This window comes from Kitasatospora sp. NPDC022785 (assembly GCF_055561295.1).
Genome location: NZ_JBVHHB010000005.1, coordinates 187,082 through 202,232 on the forward strand (window position 1 = coordinate 187,082; position 15,151 = coordinate 202,232).

The 15,151-nt window shown below is 73.5% G+C and carries 20 protein-coding genes; 11 read left to right on the plus strand and 9 right to left on the minus strand.

What is annotated here, in order from left to right; genetic code table 11:
• The first annotated feature begins 55 nt into the window (after positions 1-55).
• The 6 genes from ACZ3YO_RS10915 (at position 56) to ACZ3YO_RS10940 (ending at position 3,094) form a co-directional block, all read left to right on the plus strand.
• Positions 56-424 carry an ATP-binding protein gene (locus ACZ3YO_RS10915; RefSeq protein ID WP_465567645.1) on the plus strand — a complete coding sequence of 123 codons (369 nt, stop codon included), beginning with the start codon at positions 56-58 and terminating at the stop codon, positions 422-424.
• Positions 421-678, plus strand: coding sequence for a hypothetical protein (locus ACZ3YO_RS10920; protein WP_405360668.1), 258 nt, complete (start codon positions 421-423; stop codon positions 676-678). The genes ACZ3YO_RS10915 and ACZ3YO_RS10920 overlap by 4 nt, the downstream gene beginning before the upstream one ends.
• Positions 666-905 carry a hypothetical protein gene (locus tag ACZ3YO_RS10925; protein ID WP_465567648.1) on the plus strand — a complete coding sequence of 80 codons (240 nt, stop codon included), beginning with the start codon at positions 666-668 and terminating at the stop codon, positions 903-905. The genes ACZ3YO_RS10920 and ACZ3YO_RS10925 overlap by 13 nt, the downstream gene beginning before the upstream one ends.
• Complete coding sequence (locus ACZ3YO_RS10930) at positions 902-1,183, plus strand: hypothetical protein (protein WP_465567651.1); 282 nt, start codon at positions 902-904, stop codon at positions 1,181-1,183. The genes ACZ3YO_RS10925 and ACZ3YO_RS10930 overlap by 4 nt, the downstream gene beginning before the upstream one ends.
• A gap of 260 nt (positions 1,184-1,443) precedes the next feature.
• Entirely contained in the window at positions 1,444-2,421 is a 978-nt protein-coding gene (locus ACZ3YO_RS10935; protein WP_465567654.1) for an LPXTG cell wall anchor domain-containing protein, read from the plus strand.
• Positions 2,422-2,725: 304 nt separating this feature from the next.
• A complete protein-coding gene (locus tag ACZ3YO_RS10940) occupies positions 2,726-3,094 on the plus strand; it encodes a VOC family protein (protein WP_465567657.1) in 369 nt (122 codons plus the stop codon).
• Positions 3,095-3,153: 59 nt separating this feature from the next.
• Here the strand turns inward: ACZ3YO_RS10940 and ACZ3YO_RS10945 are convergent, their stop codons facing one another.
• The 5 genes from ACZ3YO_RS10945 to ACZ3YO_RS10965 form a co-directional block, all read right to left on the minus strand.
• Positions 3,154-3,687 (minus strand): potassium channel family protein, encoded by a 534-nt coding sequence (locus ACZ3YO_RS10945; RefSeq protein ID WP_465567659.1) that lies wholly within the window; start codon positions 3,685-3,687, stop codon positions 3,154-3,156.
• Positions 3,688-3,753: 66 nt separating this feature from the next.
• Complete coding sequence (locus ACZ3YO_RS10950; RefSeq protein WP_465567662.1) at positions 3,754-4,401, minus strand: response regulator; 648 nt, start codon at positions 4,399-4,401, stop codon at positions 3,754-3,756.
• Positions 4,398-5,660 carry a sensor histidine kinase gene (locus ACZ3YO_RS10955; protein ID WP_465567664.1) on the minus strand — a complete coding sequence of 421 codons (1,263 nt, stop codon included), beginning with the start codon at positions 5,658-5,660 and terminating at the stop codon, positions 4,398-4,400. The genes ACZ3YO_RS10950 and ACZ3YO_RS10955 overlap by 4 nt, the downstream gene beginning before the upstream one ends.
• 153 nt (positions 5,661-5,813) lie before the next feature.
• Positions 5,814-6,110 carry a Sec-independent protein translocase subunit TatA gene (tatA, locus tag ACZ3YO_RS10960; RefSeq protein WP_396321982.1) on the minus strand — a complete coding sequence of 99 codons (297 nt, stop codon included), beginning with the start codon at positions 6,108-6,110 and terminating at the stop codon, positions 5,814-5,816.
• Between the two features lie 197 nt (positions 6,111-6,307).
• Positions 6,308-6,691 carry a YidH family protein gene (locus tag ACZ3YO_RS10965; RefSeq protein ID WP_465567668.1) on the minus strand — a complete coding sequence of 128 codons (384 nt, stop codon included), beginning with the start codon at positions 6,689-6,691 and terminating at the stop codon, positions 6,308-6,310.
• A gap of 225 nt (positions 6,692-6,916) precedes the next feature.
• Here ACZ3YO_RS10965 and ACZ3YO_RS10970 point away from each other — a divergent pair, with 225 nt between their 5' ends.
• Positions 6,917-7,384, plus strand: coding sequence for a MarR family winged helix-turn-helix transcriptional regulator (locus tag ACZ3YO_RS10970; RefSeq protein WP_465567671.1), 468 nt, complete (start codon positions 6,917-6,919; stop codon positions 7,382-7,384).
• Between the two features lie 145 nt (positions 7,385-7,529).
• Positions 7,530-8,504 (plus strand): DUF3626 domain-containing protein, encoded by a 975-nt coding sequence (locus ACZ3YO_RS10975; RefSeq protein WP_465567674.1) that lies wholly within the window; start codon positions 7,530-7,532, stop codon positions 8,502-8,504.
• Between the two features lie 44 nt (positions 8,505-8,548).
• Here ACZ3YO_RS10975 and ACZ3YO_RS10980 read toward each other — a convergent pair whose 3' ends face one another.
• Entirely contained in the window at positions 8,549-9,187 is a 639-nt protein-coding gene (locus ACZ3YO_RS10980) for a class I SAM-dependent methyltransferase (RefSeq protein WP_465567677.1), read from the minus strand.
• A 140-nt stretch (positions 9,188-9,327) separates the two neighbouring features.
• Positions 9,328-10,860 (minus strand): MFS transporter, encoded by a 1,533-nt coding sequence (locus tag ACZ3YO_RS10985; RefSeq protein ID WP_465567680.1) that lies wholly within the window; start codon positions 10,858-10,860, stop codon positions 9,328-9,330.
• A 134-nt stretch (positions 10,861-10,994) separates the two neighbouring features.
• Between ACZ3YO_RS10985 and ACZ3YO_RS10990 the strand changes: the two genes are divergently transcribed.
• Complete coding sequence (locus ACZ3YO_RS10990) at positions 10,995-11,585, plus strand: TetR/AcrR family transcriptional regulator (protein WP_396321976.1); 591 nt, start codon at positions 10,995-10,997, stop codon at positions 11,583-11,585.
• Between the two features lie 122 nt (positions 11,586-11,707).
• Here the strand turns inward: ACZ3YO_RS10990 and ACZ3YO_RS10995 are convergent, their stop codons facing one another.
• Entirely contained in the window at positions 11,708-12,025 is a 318-nt protein-coding gene (locus ACZ3YO_RS10995) for a cupin domain-containing protein (RefSeq protein WP_396322074.1), read from the minus strand.
• Positions 12,026-12,152: 127 nt separating this feature from the next.
• Here ACZ3YO_RS10995 and ACZ3YO_RS11000 point away from each other — a divergent pair, with 127 nt between their 5' ends.
• The gene (locus tag ACZ3YO_RS11000; protein ID WP_465567684.1) at positions 12,153-12,419 is read left to right on the plus strand and encodes a hypothetical protein; all 267 of its coding nucleotides are present in this window, start codon (positions 12,153-12,155) and stop codon (positions 12,417-12,419) included.
• 51 nt (positions 12,420-12,470) lie between these two features.
• Here ACZ3YO_RS11000 and ACZ3YO_RS11005 read toward each other — a convergent pair whose 3' ends face one another.
• On the minus strand, positions 12,471-13,628 hold the full coding sequence (locus ACZ3YO_RS11005) for an acyl-CoA dehydrogenase family protein (protein ID WP_465567687.1): 1,158 nt from the start codon (positions 13,626-13,628) through the stop codon (positions 12,471-12,473).
• Between the two features lie 194 nt (positions 13,629-13,822).
• On the opposite strand from ACZ3YO_RS11005, the gene ACZ3YO_RS11010 reads away from it, so the two are divergent.
• Complete coding sequence (locus ACZ3YO_RS11010; RefSeq protein WP_465567690.1) at positions 13,823-15,097, plus strand: TetR/AcrR family transcriptional regulator; 1,275 nt, start codon at positions 13,823-13,825, stop codon at positions 15,095-15,097.
• Positions 15,098-15,151: the final 54 nt, after the last annotated feature.

Here is a 15,151-nt window from a genome sequence, read left to right on the forward strand (position 1 = left end):
TATCCGCCGGTGAACACCGAATCCCGCTCCACTCAGCCTCGTCCGGAGGTTCCTCATGTGTGCCTTCAACCCGCCCGACTGGTCCGCCGCCCGCGAGGAGCTGCGCGACGCCCTCGCCACCGCCTCCTGGCCCGACGACCTCATCCAGGATGCCGAACTCGCCCTCTGTGAGCTGTACGTCAACGCCTGGCGCCACGGTGGCAGCCCCGCGCCCCTGGTCGTGGTCCTGCTCCTGAACCGGACCCTGCGGGTCTCGGTCGCCGACGACAGCCCCACCCTCCCCGAACCGGTCCAGTCCGCCGACCCCTACGAGCTGTCCGGCCGAGGCCTGCACCTCGTCCGCTCGCTCACCCACCGCTTCGGCACCGACCCGCGCAAGCACGGCGGCAAGGTGGTCTGGTTCGAGCTGGAGGCCGCCGCGTGACCGGCCCCCGCATCCCGCTCTCCCCCGACGACCCCCGCATGCACGACTACACCGACGCCCACGTCACCGCCCTCCTGCGCGAACTCCACGACCGCGGAGCCTGGTTCGGCATCCAGTGGGGCTCCGCCACCACCCACCACAGCACCGTCGACGGCCGCATCCTCGTCAACTTCGGCCACGCCCCCGTCGCCACCCTCCTCAACCTCCTCCACCTCCTCCGCGCCACCGAAAGGGACCAGCCGTGGGAGTCGTGATCCCGATGGCCGGCCAGGCCGTCCACACCGAACGCACCACCCTCGCCTACCTCACCGTCGAGCGCGTCCCCGACGCGGCCCTCCAGCTCCGCGCGGCCGTCGACCTCGACATCCACGCCCCCCCCGGCGAACAGCTCGCCCTCCCGCTCACCCACGACCAGGCCCACGAGCTCCTCCACGCCCTCGCCGCCCACCTCGGTCACCGCGTCATCGGCATCCACCGATGAGAACCGGCACCGCGAGCTTCCTCGTCGCCGCCGCCCTCCTCACCCTCCTCGCACTGGCCCTCGCCACCGTCGCCCTCGGCGTCATCACCGCCCTCAGAGTCAACGACGAGGACGACCGGCAATCCCCACCCCCCATCACCCGACACGGCCGCTGGGAACTGCGCCAACTACCCGACGGCACCCACGAATACGCCTGGATCGCCCGCCAGGCCGGCCACTACGGCCCCGAAATCCGCCAACCGTCCACCAGACCCGGCCGCCACCGCATACCCGACTGAGCGCGACCACGAAGGCCCCCCGCCCACCCGGGCGGGGGCCTCGCCGGTCTCCGGCCCCGGTGATGACCGGCCTCCCGCACCCCTTCGCCGGGCCGGTCGAAAGAGTCCGAAAAAACTTTTGAACTCACCTGCAACCCCCGGCGGGGATGCGCGTCTATACGGATGAAGGCACGGAGAGCGAGACCGGCAAGGAAAGGCCGGGGGGCGCTACCGCTCGACGACAGCGGGCAGCCGGCCGTCTTCACCACACCATCCGCACCATGACCCTGGGGATTCACGTCATGCGCAAGTCCGTTATGCCCTCGATCGCGAAGAACGTCCGCTCGATCTCCGGCCGCCGCCGCCTCGCCACCCTCGCCGCCACCGTCGTCCTCGCCGGCTCCGTCCAGCTCATGACCGCCGAGAGCTCCTGGGCCTGCGGGGACATGCGGCTCGGTGGCCCGCAGGCCGCCGCGAGCGGCCCCGGCGTCACCGAGATCGCGCCCGACGCCGCCTTCGTCTCCGGCAAGTCCAGCGTCGTCGCGGACGGCAAGTGGAACGAGGTCGCCGTGAAGGTCACCAACAAGACCGGCATCGACGCCCAGGGCATGCAGCCCACCTTCGGCATCCACACCGCCAACAGCGGCGCGGCACTGCGCACCCAGGACGTCCACATCCAGTGGCTGGACCACACCAACACCTGGAAGGACGTGCCGGTGGTCGGCGGCTGCTACCGCACGGTCGACGCCGACTTCACCCAGCGCCAGCGACTGGACAACGGCTCCTCCATGACCTTCAAGTTCCGTTACTCGCTCGCTCCGAGCACCCCCAAGGGCGTCACCAAGGTCGAGCTTGTCACCGACGCCTGGCGCGCCGGCGCCGAGGCCAACGGCGCCACCGACCTGAAGGCCGTCAACGTCACCCGCAGCCAGGACACCCCGGCCGCCAAGCCCACCACCACCGCGAAGCCGACCGCCAAGGCCACCGCCCCGGCCAAGCCCGCCCCGGCCAAGCCCGTCGAGGACAAGACCCCCGCCCCGACCGCGCCCGCCACCAAGGCTCCGGCCGCCGCCCCGGCCGCCACCCCCTCGGCCGCCACCCCCTCGGCCCCCGCCACCACCGCCCCCGCCGGCACCCCCGAGCTCGCCCAGACCGGCTCCAGCTCCACCAACGGCTTCCTCGCCGCCTCCGCCGCCGCCTTCGTCGCCCTCGGCGCCGGCGTCCTGATCGCCGTGCGCCGCCTGCGTCCCCAGCGCTGACCGGCACGCACGGAAACCCGAAGGGGCCCTCCTCCGCACGGCGGTGCGGAGAAGGGCCCCTTCACCCTTTTCCGGCTCCGCCCGCACGCCGCGACGGCGCTCGGCCGCTACGCCGTCGACCCGGCCGTCGACCGGGCCCTGATCGCGGCGGTCACCGGCGACGCCGCCCCCCTCGTCCGCGGCGACGCGCCCGCCGCCCTCCAGGACACCGGGCCGTCTCCGGAACGGATCGATGTGCTCACGGTGTTGACGCAGGACACCACCCTCGGCGGCGAGGCCGCCCGCATCCTGGAAAGTGGGAAACATGCTGACCATCGGTTCCGTCGTCCTCGGCGTCGAGGACGTCCGCCGCGCAGTCGCCTTCTGGACGGCCGCCCTCGACTACGTGCCGCGCGACGGGATCGACGACCGCTGGGTCGTCCTCGTCCCCGCGAAGGGCGCCGGCGTGCAGGTGGCGCTCGGCCGCAGCGAGTCGCCGGTGCAGGAGCACCCGCGCGTCCACCTCGACCTCTACGCGGCCGACGCCGCCGACCAGGCCGCCGAGGTGGAGCGCCTGGTCGCCCTCGGGGCCCGGCACGTGGACTGGGACAGCTACCCGGAGGACCCGGACTTCGTCGTCCTCGCGGACCCGGACGGCAACCGCTTCTGTGTCATCGACACGAGCCGGAGCTGAGGCCGGCCGGACGGACCTGGCTCCCGGGCGCGACCTTTGCTTCGCTCACCGGCAGGCCGCTAGCCGCGCCGCCGTACCCGGCTCTCGACACCGCTGCGGACCTGACGGCTCAGCGCCCCGGCCGCCGTCGCGATGAAGACGAAGTTGTACGTGATCTGCAGCATCACCACCAGCCGCGGCGCCTGCCCGGACGCGGTGATGTCGCCGTAGCCGACCGTGGACATGGTGACGATGGTGAAGTAGAGCGCGTCGAGCCGGGTGTTGAGCCCCACGAACTCGTCGGGCTGGGCGCCGAGGACGTAGTAGGTGGCGGCGAAGACGGTCATCGAGAGGCAGATCAGGAAGACCAGCCAGACCCCCGGACGGCGCCCGGTGCCGTTCAGGATGTCGATGATCCGGGCGAGCAGCAGGGCGCTCAGGCCGGTCAGGACGAGGCCGAAGAACAGCCAGCTGAGCACCGGCCGATGCTCGCCGAAGAAGCGCAGCGGCAGGGTGAAGTACGCGACCATCAGCACCGTGAACGAGCCCAGCAGCAGGCACCAGGCCCGCATGTCGATGCGGTTCCGGGGCGGTGGCGGCAGGTCGTCGGACATCCACCCCAGGCTCCGGTGCCGCACCGGCCCGTGCCCGCCGGGCTGCTCCGTCCGGGGCAGCCGGTCTCAGCCGGCCAGGCCCTGCCGGATCGCCAGGACGGCCAGCCCGACCCGGTTCGGGCTGCCGGTCTTGGCCATCAGGTGGGAGACGTGGGTCTTCACCGTGGTCACGCCGAGGTGCATCCGTTCGGCGATCTCGATGTTGGAGAGCCCGCCGGCGATGTGCCGCAGCACCTCGTGCTCGCGCCCGGTGAGGCCGCCGACGGGTTGGCGCCGGCCGTCCTCGCCGGTCCAGTCGGAGGCGGCCCTGGCGACCACCCGCCGCAGGACGGCCGGGCTGTAAGGGCTCTCGCCGGACGCCGCCCGCCGGACGGCGTCGAGGACGGCGGCGGGTTCGACGTCCTTGGCGAGGAAGCCGCAGGCTCCGGCGGCGAGGGCCGGGTAGAGGCGGTCGTCGTCGTCGAAGGTGGTGAGGACGACGATCCGGGTGGCGGGCAGCAGGCGGTTCAGTTCGCGGGTGGCGGCGATGCCGTCGGTGCCGGGCATGTGGAGGTCCATCAGGACGACGTCGGGGCGCAGCCGCAGGGCCAGTTCGACGGCCTGCGCGCCGTCCGCGGCCTCGCCGGCGACGGCCAGGTCGTCGGTGGACTCGCAGAGCATCCGCACGCCGGCCCGGACCAGCTGCTGGTCGTCGACGATCAGGACGCCGATCACGCGGCACCCCCGTGGGCCTTCGCGAAGGAACCCGGTACGGCCGGTGCGCCGGGTGCGGTCAGCGGCCAGGAGGCCGCCAGACGCCAGCCGCCCGGCACCGGTCCGGCCTCGACCGCCCCGCCGACCAGTGCGACCCGCTCGCGCATGCCGAGCAGCCCGTGGCCGCCGCCGACACCGCCGGGGGCACGGTGGCCTTCGGACAGCTCGTTCTCCAGCTCCAACCGCACGCTCTCCCCCTCCGCCGTGACCTCTGTCGTGGCCCGCAGCCGGACCCTCGCCCCCGCGTCGGCGTGCCGGGCGACGTTGGCCAGGCCCTCCTGCACCAGCCGCAGCACCGTCAGCCCGCCGATCGCGTCCAGCTGGCCGAGCCGTCCGCCGATGTCGGCGTCGATCCGCAGGCCGGCCTGCCGGGAGCGCTCGACGACGCCGTGGACGGCGGCCGGCAGGTCGGTGGTCTCGGCCAGCAGCGGGGCCAGGTGCTCGGCGTTGGGCTCCCGCAGGGCGGCGAGCAGACGCCGCAGGTCGGCGAGGGCGGTGGTGGCGCTCGCGTGCACGTCGTCCAGGACGGCGGCCAGCCGCGGATCGGTGCCGGGGAGCACGTGCCGGGCGACCCCGACCCGCAGCACGGTGGAGGCCAGGTGGTGGGCCACCATGTCGTGCAGCTCGCGGGCGATGGCGGCGCGTTCGCCCATCCGGGCGCCCCACTCGGCGAGGTCGCGGCTGTGCTCGGCCTCGCGGGCCCGCTCCTGAGCCGTCCGGGCGGCCTGCTCGGCCGAGCGGAGGTAGCCGGCCAGCAGCACCGGGACGCCGCCGACCACCGCCGCCCGGTACAGCGCGCCCGGGACGCCCCACAGCAGCTCCGACCAGGGCAGTTCCGACCAGGGCAGTTCGGACCAGGGCAGCCCGGCGCCGGCGGTGGCCGGCTGGACGAGGGCCAGGGCGGCCCCGGCCTGAACGACCGGAGCGCCCCAGCGGCGCAGCGCCAGTTCGAAGAAGGCCGCGGCGACCCCGGCCTTGACCTCGACGTGCACGGTGGCGGCGGCCGGTGCGGCCGTCAGTGCCAGCAGCGCGCACTGGCCGAGCGCGACCGTCAGCGGCCACCGCCCGCCGAGCGCCGCCAGCAGCAGCGCGGCGAGGCCGATCGCCCAGCCGCCCGCGCCCAGCTCCGCGGGGCGGCCCGTCAGCAGCAGGTACCCGAGCCCGGATGCCAACAGGGCGGGCCGCAGCAGCCGCAGCCCCCACCATCGTGTTCCCGTCACCTTGTCGAGACTAGGGTCGGGCCGGTCCGGGATGATCGTCCCTCAGGGTGAGAACGCGCCTCCTCCTTCAGGCCGGTCGAGGCTGCCATCGGCTCCGGACGCGACGAAGCCCCCGCTGTGCTCAGCGGGGGCTTCGTCGGAGATCCGGGAGACTCAGGCCGTGGTGGACCGGGGGGTCTCGGTGGCCTTGGTGACGTTGGTCGGCGTCACGGCCGGGCGGGCCTGCTCGGCGGCCGGCTGCTGCGGGGCGGCGGTGTTCTGCGCCGTGCCCTGGGCGGCCGCGTCGGCGGGGGCGTCGTCCTCGCGCAGAGCCTTGGTCTCCGCCTTGAGGATGCGCATGGACTTGCCGAGGCCGCGCGCCATCTCGGGCAGCTTCTTCGATCCGAACAGCAGGACAACGACAGCCAGCACCACCAGGAGGTGCCAGGGCTCAAGACCGTTCCGCAGCATCCCTGGCCACCGGTCCTTTCTCTTCTAGAGTCACAGGAGGGCAAAGCGCCCGACCTGGCCAGTATGCCTGTCCGCGGAGGCGAACGTATACACCGGCCGGGAAACGCTGGTCAAAATGCAGATGTTGCGCGGGCGGCCCGGGGGGAGTGGTCTGGACCACTGTGTGTAGCAGTGAGTGCACTCGGGTCACCCCGGCCTCAGTGGGAGTACCCGACGATCAGACCACAGAACACCGCGGCCACCACCGCTACCCCCACCGAGAGCACCAGCAGGACCTGCGTCCGCGGCAGTGGAGCACCCTCCCGCATCGCCGCCTCCACCCGCGTCCACCGTCGGTAGGCCGTCACCCCGACCAGCGCGCCGCCGAGCGCGCAGACGACGGCCAGCGCGATCCGCAGCGGCGCGGGGGCGACGCCGGGGGTGAGCTGGTCCACGGCGATCCCGCCGGCGAGCAGGCCGAGCGCGGTGCGGATCCAGGCGAGGAAGGTCCGCTCATTGGCCAGGGAGAAGCGGTAGTCCGGCTCGTCGCCGCCACCGTCCTGCTCCCCGTCCGGCTCCGGTCCCGGTTCCGACGACGGCATCGGCCCTCCAGCTCCGCCCGGCGTTGCCGTCGACGCTAGGCCGTGGTGCCCGGTCGCGCAGCCCGGGAGCCGCTCCTCGCCTGTTCCGTCCAGCCGAGCGCGGCCCCGGCGGAGCGGTCGGCCTTCCCGATCTGCCCTGCCTTTCACCTGCGGAAGTGGTTCGCCCTGCGAACAGTGTTCTCCCGGGGCCCCGGCGGGCCTGTTCGGCTGCCGTATTCTGGCCGGATGGCAAAGGCTGCGGGAGAGGAAACGGGGGTCGTCGCCGCCCTGGTGCGGTCGGCTTTCCTGGTGAACGCGGTGTACGCCGAGGTGGCCCGCGGGTACGGGATCACGCCGCAGCAGGGGCAGCTGCTCTGTGTGCTGATGGCGCAGCCGTACGGGATGACCGAGCTGGGCGGGGTGCTCGGGCTGGCCAAGTCCAGCCTGACCGGCCTGGTCGACCGCACCACCCGGCGCGGACTGGTCCGGCGTGAGGCCGACCGGTCGGACGGGCGGGCCGTGCGGATCGTGCTCACCGGAGCCGGATCGGAGCTGGTCGAGGAGTTCTACGCCGAGGTCTGCCGCCGGATCGACCGGCTCCCGGCCGGACTGGGCGCCGGAGACCGGGCCGCGCTCGCCGGGCTGCTCGGCCGGGTCGTCCGGGACAACGAGGTGCCGGCGGTCTTCCTGGAGCTGGACGAGGGATCCCGCTGAGGCGGGCTGTCGATCGCGGCCCGGTACTGCATCCGCCAACCACCTCTCCCCTCTTTTGGTTCGCTGCAGGAAGCATGTTGATTCGCAGTACGAACTTGAGGAAATGTGGATGCGCCGGCGGGCCTCCATCCGCAACACTGCCCCGATGACCACCGACACGCCCCGCGCCGGCACACCCCGCGCCGGCACACCCCGCGCCGGCACACCCCGCACCGGCACACCCCGCGCCGAGGAGCCCCGCACCGGCACGCCCCGCACCGGAACTCTTCGCGCCGAGGAGCCCCGTACCGCCCGGGAACGCGCACTCCACCACGTCGCGGCCCTCGCTTCCGGGCCGCCGATCGACCCGGACCTGCGCGTCACCCTGAACTTCCACCCCGACCGGGTCTCCGGCGGCCGGCCGATCCTGGACGCGCTCGCGGGCGACGCCGTCTACCGCTCCCAGTTCGTCACCGGCACCAGCAACGGCGGCCTCACCGCCCACCCCGGCGGCGACCGCTGGCGCTGGGAGAGCCGTATCTTCGGCGGCGCCTACGACACCGCCCCCGCCGAGGCGCGCCCGGTGTACGGGGCGCTCAACTTCCGCCGCAAGCCGCTCGGCGCCGCGCCGCGGTTCGGCTCGGCCCACTTCCGGCTGAGCGCGCCCGCCCTGGCCCGCGTCACCTTCTGCTACCCCGACAGCTTCCTCGAACCGGCCGACTTCGGCGTCGCCGAGCGGTTCGGCCTCGTCCCGCTCGCCGAGGCCGACGACGCCGACGCCCTGGACGACTACATCGAGGCCCAGGTGCACGGCGAGGTCCGGCTCGACCGGGACGTCGAGGCGCTCGTCCTCGACCCGAGCCACCGCGGCACCCCCGTCGAGGAGCAGGCCCGCCGCCTCCCCTGCCCGGTCGAGTGGCACCCCGGCGTCCGTCTCTCCACCGACGAGCTGCGCCGTCACCCCGACTACCGCGGGCCCGAGTTCGTCGCCCTCGGCCTCACCCTCGCCGAGGACGGCCACCTCGACCCGCGCATTCTCGGCGACGCCGCCCGCACTGGCCGCTACGACCCGCAGGACCTCAAGAGGGTCTGGCACCTGCTCGCCCGCTTCGGCTCGCCCGCCCGCCCGGAAGCCGCCTAGGGTCCTTTCCGGCCGATCGCGCCGGGCCCGCCCCCGAACGGGCCTCAGCCGCGACGGGCCAGCAGGTAGCCGCGGTGGGTCTGCGCCTCCTCCGGGTACGGGCCCCGCTCCAGGCGCGCCTCGACGGTGAAGCCGGCCTCCGCCAGCAGGCCGGCGACGGTTTCCAGCTCCAGGAAGTGGAAGTCCACGTCCACCCGGTGGCCCCACCACTCGTCCATCCGGCGGACCTCCGTGCCGAGGTGGAACGAGACCAGCAGGGTGCCGGACGGCCGCAGCACCCGCCGCAGCTCCGCGAACGCGGGCAACAGCTCGGCCGGTTCGAGGTGGATCACCGAGTAGAGGGCGACCGCGGCGTCGAACTCCCCGTCCGACGCGGGCAGCCGCAGCAGGTCGCCCTCGCGGAACTCCGCCTCCGGGTGGTCCCGCCGTGCGAGCTCCACCATCGCCGGCGACAGGTCGACCCCCACGGCCTTCACCCCGCGCTCCGCCAGCCAGCCCGTCACATGGCCCGGCCCGCACCCCAGATCCGCCACCACCCCGCCCGCGGCCGCCTCCACGACCACCCCGAGCAGCCCCCGGTCCACCAGCTTGAACGCCAGCTCACCCCCCACCCGCTCGCGGTACTCCTCCGCGACGACGTCGTAACTCGCCCGCACCCGCCCGTGGTCAGCACTGTTCGTCATGCGGGCAGCCTGCCAGGGGGAGTCGGCGCGCGTGGCCGAGTTCGGCGGAATGCCGCGGGCCGTAGCCACGGCGGGTGTGCGAGAGCCCCCGTCCCCGCGGGCGGGGTGGGGGCTCCTGATGACGCGCAAGGGGGGTGGGGTCAGGCGGCGGGCTCGGCCGGGCGGGCGGGGAGGTGGGACATCAGGCGGTAGGCGAGGAGGGCGGCGCCGAGCGCGAAGACCAGGCCGACCACGGCGGCGACGTGCAGGCCTTCGGTGAAGGCGGCGCGGGCGGTGTCGAGCAGCTCGGCGCCGAGCCGGCCGGGCAGGCCCGCGGCGACGGTGACCGCGCCGCCGAGGGTGTCCTGGGCGGTGTGGAGGGCCTCGCCGTCGAGGCCGGCCGGCAGGGAGCCGTCGAGCCGGAAGCGGTAGACGGCGGCACCGGCCGCGCCGAGCAGGGCGATGCCGAGGGAGCTGCCGAGCTCGACGGCCGTCTCGGAGGTGGCGGAGGCGGCCCCGGCCCGCTCGGCCGGGGCGGCGGAGATCACCATCTCGGCGGTGAGGGTCATGGTGCCGACGGTGCCGGCGGCCAGGATGCCCGCCGCGGTGAGGATGAGGGCGAGCGGGGAGTCCGCGCCGACCTGGGTCATCATCGCGAAGCCGGCCGCGCCGGTCAGGAAGCCTCCGGCCATCATGACCGCGGGCCGGACCTTCCCGGCGAGCGCCGAGCCGAGGCCGACCGCGGCGCCGACGCCCACGCTGGGGACGAGCGACCAGAGCGAGGCGGTCAGCGGGCTCATGCCCTTGACCAGCTGGAGGTACTGCGAGGTGAAGAGGGTGAAGCCCATCATCGCGAACATCGCGATGGAGTTGACGCTGATCGCCCCGGTGAAGGCGCGGATCCGGAAGAGGCTCAGGTCGAGCAGCGGGTCGGCGGCGGTGCGCTGGCGGTGGACGAAGGCCGCGACGAACAGCAGGCCGACCGGGAGGGCCAGGGCGGCCAGCGGGCTCCAGCCGTCGACGGCGAGGGTCTTGACGCCGTAGACCAGCGGCAGGATCGCGGCCAGCGAGAGGCCGGCACCGAGCAGGTCGAAGCGGCCGCGCTGCGGGGTGCGGTACTCGGGCAGCAGCACCGGGGCGGTGACCAGGAGCAGGGCCATCACCGGGATGGCGATCAGGAAGGCCGAGCCCCACCAGAAGTGGTCGAGCAGGAGGCCGCCGACGACGGGCCCGAGGGTGGCGCCGGTGGTGAGGACGGCGCCCCACGCGCTGAGGGCGACCTGTCGCTGCTTGGGGTCGTGGAACATGTTGCGGATCAGCGCGAGCGTCGAGGGCATCACGGTCGCCCCGGCGGCGCCCAGCACGGCACGGGCGGCTATCAGCTGGCCGGCGCCGTCCGCGTAGGCGGCCAGCAGCGAGGCGCCGATGAAGCCGGCGGCGCCGGTCATCAGCAGCCGGCGGCGGCCGATCCGGTCGCCCAGCGAGCCCATCGTGATCAGCAGTCCGGCCAGCAGGAACGAGTACATGTCCATGATCCACAGCTGCTCGGTGCCGCTCGGCGCCAGCGTGGTGGAGATGTACGGGACGGCGAAGAAGAGCACGCCCATGTCCATGGTGAGGACGAGGGTCGGGAGCAGGAGGACGGCCAGGCCGATCCATGCGCGACGGCCTGCGCGGCCGGTGGTTGCGGTCATGGGGATGACAGTAGAGCCGTCTTGCACGTTTGTCTAGCACGAGCGTCTAACTCATGCGTCTTATTCATCTGTTCAGTAGGTGTGCAAGACATGCGTGCAAGACACATGTCTGGATTGACCGTACCATTGGGCCCATGGGAAATCGTGAAGACCTGCTCGCCGGTGCCAAGCGCTGCCTGCTCGACAAGGGCTACGGGCGCACCACCGCCCGCGACATCGCCAATGCCTCCGGCGTCAGCCTGGCCGCCATCGGCTACCACTTCGGCTCCAAGGAGTCGCTGCTCGACGCGGCGCTGATCGAGGCCATGGGGGAGTGGGGCGGCACGCTGGGCGCCGTGGTGGAGCGGGCGTACGCGATCTCCGACGACCCGGAGGAGCGGTTCGTCGCCGTCTGGGACGGGGTGAAGGAGACGTTCGCCGAGCACCGCGGCCTCTGGACGGCCCAGTTCGAGGCGATGATGCAGACCGAGCGGGCGCCCCAGCTGCAGGAGGCGCTCGCCAGCGCCCAGAAGGAGGGCCGGCTCGGGCTCGCGGCGCTGTTCCAGGGGCTCGAAGAGGTGCCGGACACCGAGGAGGAGCTGGCCCGCGGCATGTTCTACCAGGCGCTGCTGGTCGGACTGGTCGGCCAGTGGCTGGCCGCGCCCGATATGGCGCCGACCGGGCGGGACTTCCTGCGCGGCCTGCGGCTGGTCGGTGACACCGTGCTCAGGCCGGCCGTGTCGTAGCCGCGGTGCCGTCGTGGCTGCGGCGCTCCCGTGGCCGCAGCGCCGTCGTGGCTGCGGCGCTTCCGTAGCCTCGGCGCCGTCGTGGCCGATGGGCCGATGGGCCGATCGGCCCATCGGCGGGTCTATGCCGTGACCGCCGTCAGCAGCACCACCGAGTCGACGTGGGCCAGCAGTCCGTGCCGTTCCTGCGGGACGGGGTGGAGCTGGCCCGCCGACAGCTCCTGGAGCCGGCCCGCGATGGTCAGCGAGACCCGGCCGCGCAGCACCTGGAGGGAGGCGGCGGCCGGCGCGTTGTGCTCGTCCAGTGCGGTGCCCGCGGTCAGCGCGATCACGGTCTGCCGCAGGACGCCGTCGTGCAGCACGAGGTGGGAGCTGCGCCCGTGCGGGCTCTCGGCGGCCCTCGCCGCGTGCTCCACGGCGAGCAGTTCGAGATCGACCATCGTGCGTCCTCCAGGGCCGGCCTGCCGGGGCCCCGTGGCCCCTCCGCCAGCGTCGCGGACGCGGTCGGCTCCCGCACCCGGAGTCTTTCGGCGTGCGCGGTCCGCCGACTGCACCCATGGTGGATGCATGGCTACCAACCAGAGTTTTCTCAGCGGGTTCCAGGTCAACCGCTCGCTGCTGGCCGGCGGCGCGGTGCTCACGGGCATCGGCGCGCTGCTCGGCGCAGCCGGGGCGGTGATGGTGTGTGCGGCGCTGGCCACGGCCGGCCGCAGCTGGGTGCGGAGTATGGACACCCCGCCGACGGCCATGGCCCAGCGGGCGCTGCACGAGGCCAAGGTCGCGTCGTCGGCGGGCTGGGAGGCCTGGCGTGCCGAGCGCAGCTCACCCAACTGACCGGACGACGGCGGGCCGCCGTGGGGGCGGCCCGCCGTCGGACGACAACCGCTACAGCCCGAGCGACTTGGCGATGATGCTGCGCATGACCTCGCTCGTGCCGCCGTAGATCCGGAACACCCGGTTGTCGGTGTAGAGGCGGGCGATCGGGTACTCCAGGATGTAGCCGTAGCCACCGTGCAGCTGAAGGCACTTGTCGATCACGCCGGACGCCGACTCGGTGCAGAACAGCTTCGCCGCCGCCGCGTCCGCGACGGTCAGCTCGCCGCGCTGGTAGAGCTCCAGCGCGCGGTCGACCATCGACTGCTGGGCCACCACCTGGGCCTCGCAGTCGGCCAGCGTGAACTTGGTGTTCTGGAACTCGGCCACCGCCTTGCCGAAGACCTTGCGGTCCTTGACGTACTGGACGGCGAACCGGACCGCCGCCGCCGAGGCCGCGTACGCGCCGACGGCGATCGCCAGCCGCTCCTGCACCAGGTTGTGGGTCAGGTAGGAGAAGGCCCTGCCCTCCTCGCCGAGGAGGTTCTCCACCGGCACCTTGACGTCGCTGAACGCCAGCTCGGCCGTGTCCGAGGTGCGCAGGCCGATCTTCTGCAGCTTGCGGCCGACGGTGTAGCCCTCGGAGGCGGTGTCCACGCAGAGGATGGAGAGACCGGCCCGGCGGTTGTCCGGGTCGTACGGGGACGTCCGGCAGATCACCAGGACAAGATCGGCGAGCACGCCGCCGGTGATGAAGGTCTTGGCGCCGTTGAGCACGTAGTGCGTGCCGTCCTCGGAGAGCCTGGCCGTGGTGGAGATGCCGGCGAGGTCGGAGCCGGCGCCCGGTTCGGTCATCGCGATGGCCGTCATGATGTCGCCGGAGACGAAGCCCGGCAGCCAGCGCTGCTTCTGCTCCTCGTTGGCGTACTCCAGCAGGTAGGGCAGCACCAGGCCGGTGTGCACCCCCGAGGAGCCGAAGCTGACGCCCGCGCGGGCCGTCTCCTCGGCGACGACCGCCTGGTACTTGAAGCCGCTCTCGCCGGCGCCGCCGTACTCCTCCGGTACCTCGATGCCGTAGATGCCGAGCGCGCCGAGCTGACGGTAGAAGTCGCGCGGCGGGTGGCCCTCGGCCTCCCAGGTCTCGTAGACGGGGACGACCTCGTTGGCGATGAAGTCCCGGATGGTCTCCCGGAAGGCCTCGTGGTCCTCGGTGAACACGGTGCGGCGCACGGCGGCGCTCCCTTCGGTGGTGCCAGGTGATCGCTCCACAAGTTAATCCCGGGTAGCTTCGGCTGTCCAGGGTCGGCGTGCCGGTGTCCCCGCCGGAGCAGAGGCCGGTACCGGCGGGCTCGGAGGCCCGTGAAGTGAATCCTTGCTAGCCTACGGTCGGCGTTGACGGAGAGCTGGTACGAGGGGGCGACGGCATGGTGGTCAGGCGGCCGCCCGCGCCGGCCCGGCAGGCGCAGATCCTGGCCGTGGCCGCCGAGCGCTTCCACCGCAGCGGGTACCACCAGGTGTCGATGACGGAGGTCGCCGCCGGGGTCGGCATCACCGCGCCCGCCCTCTACCGGCACTTCCGCGGCAAGCCCGAACTGCTCGACCGGGCCGTCCGGCTGGGCCTGGACGAGCTGGCGGTGGGGCTGCGGGCGGCCGGCTCCACGGCGGAGGTCGGCGCCGCGCTGGCCGCCGTCGCGGTCGGGCACAGGCCGCTCGGCACGCTGGTGCAGCGCGACGCCCGGCTGCTGCCGGCGGCCCGGCGGGCCGCGCTCCGGCGTGAGCTGCGCGCCGACGCCGCCCTGATGGCAGGCGTGCTCTGCGTCGAACGGCCTGAACTCTCGCCGCACGATGCCGAGTTGATCTGCTGGTCGGCGCTCTCGGCCTGCTCGGGCCTCTCCTACCAGTCGGCCGTCCCGCAGCTGCGCCGGGCCGAACGGCTGCTGCGCGAGCTGGTGGCGGCGGTGCTCGCCGTGTCCTTGGCGGACGCCGCTCCCGATGGGCAACCGCCGTTCGCTGTCGCGGAGTTGCAGCCCCCCTGCGTCGTCGAGGAGGCGCAGCCGCCGTTCGTCGTCGCGGAGGCGCAACCGCCCCTCGCCGTCGATGAGGTGCAGCCGCTCTTCGCCGGAGCGGAGCTGCGGCCGCAGTCGCGCCGGGAGGAGTTGCTCGCGGCGGCGGTCAGGCTCTTCCACCGGCGCGGGTTCGACAACGTCAGCACCGACCAACTCGGCGCCGCAGTCGGTATTTCGGGGCCCAGCGTGTACCGGCACTTCGACAGCAAGCAGCAGTTGCTGGCCGCCTCGCTGGTGCGCAGCCGCGAGCGGCTCTGGCACGAGGTGGCGGGCGCGATCGATGCGGAGGCCGGTCCGGCGGCGGCGCTGGAGGCCGGACTGGCCGCGTACGTGGGGTTCGCCCGGCGCAACAGCGACTACCTGGGCGTGATGCTGAGCGAGACCGAGCGGCTGGCCGCGCCGGACCGGCGGGCCGCGGTGGACTTCCGGCGGGACTTCCTGCGGACGTGGGTCGGCCTGCTCTGCCGGGTGCGCCCGGAGTGCGACGCGGCGGAGGCCCGGATCCGGGTCCACGCGCTGTTCGCGATGGTCAACGACGGAGTGCGGAACCGTCCGTACAGCGACCGGCCCGACCTCGGCGACTGTCTGCGCCGCCTCGGCCGGGCCGTCCTGGGCGTGCCCGCCCGGACGTGACCGGGTGCCCGCCCCCCCGCGCGCGGGGGGCGGGCACCCGGCCCGAGCCCGGAA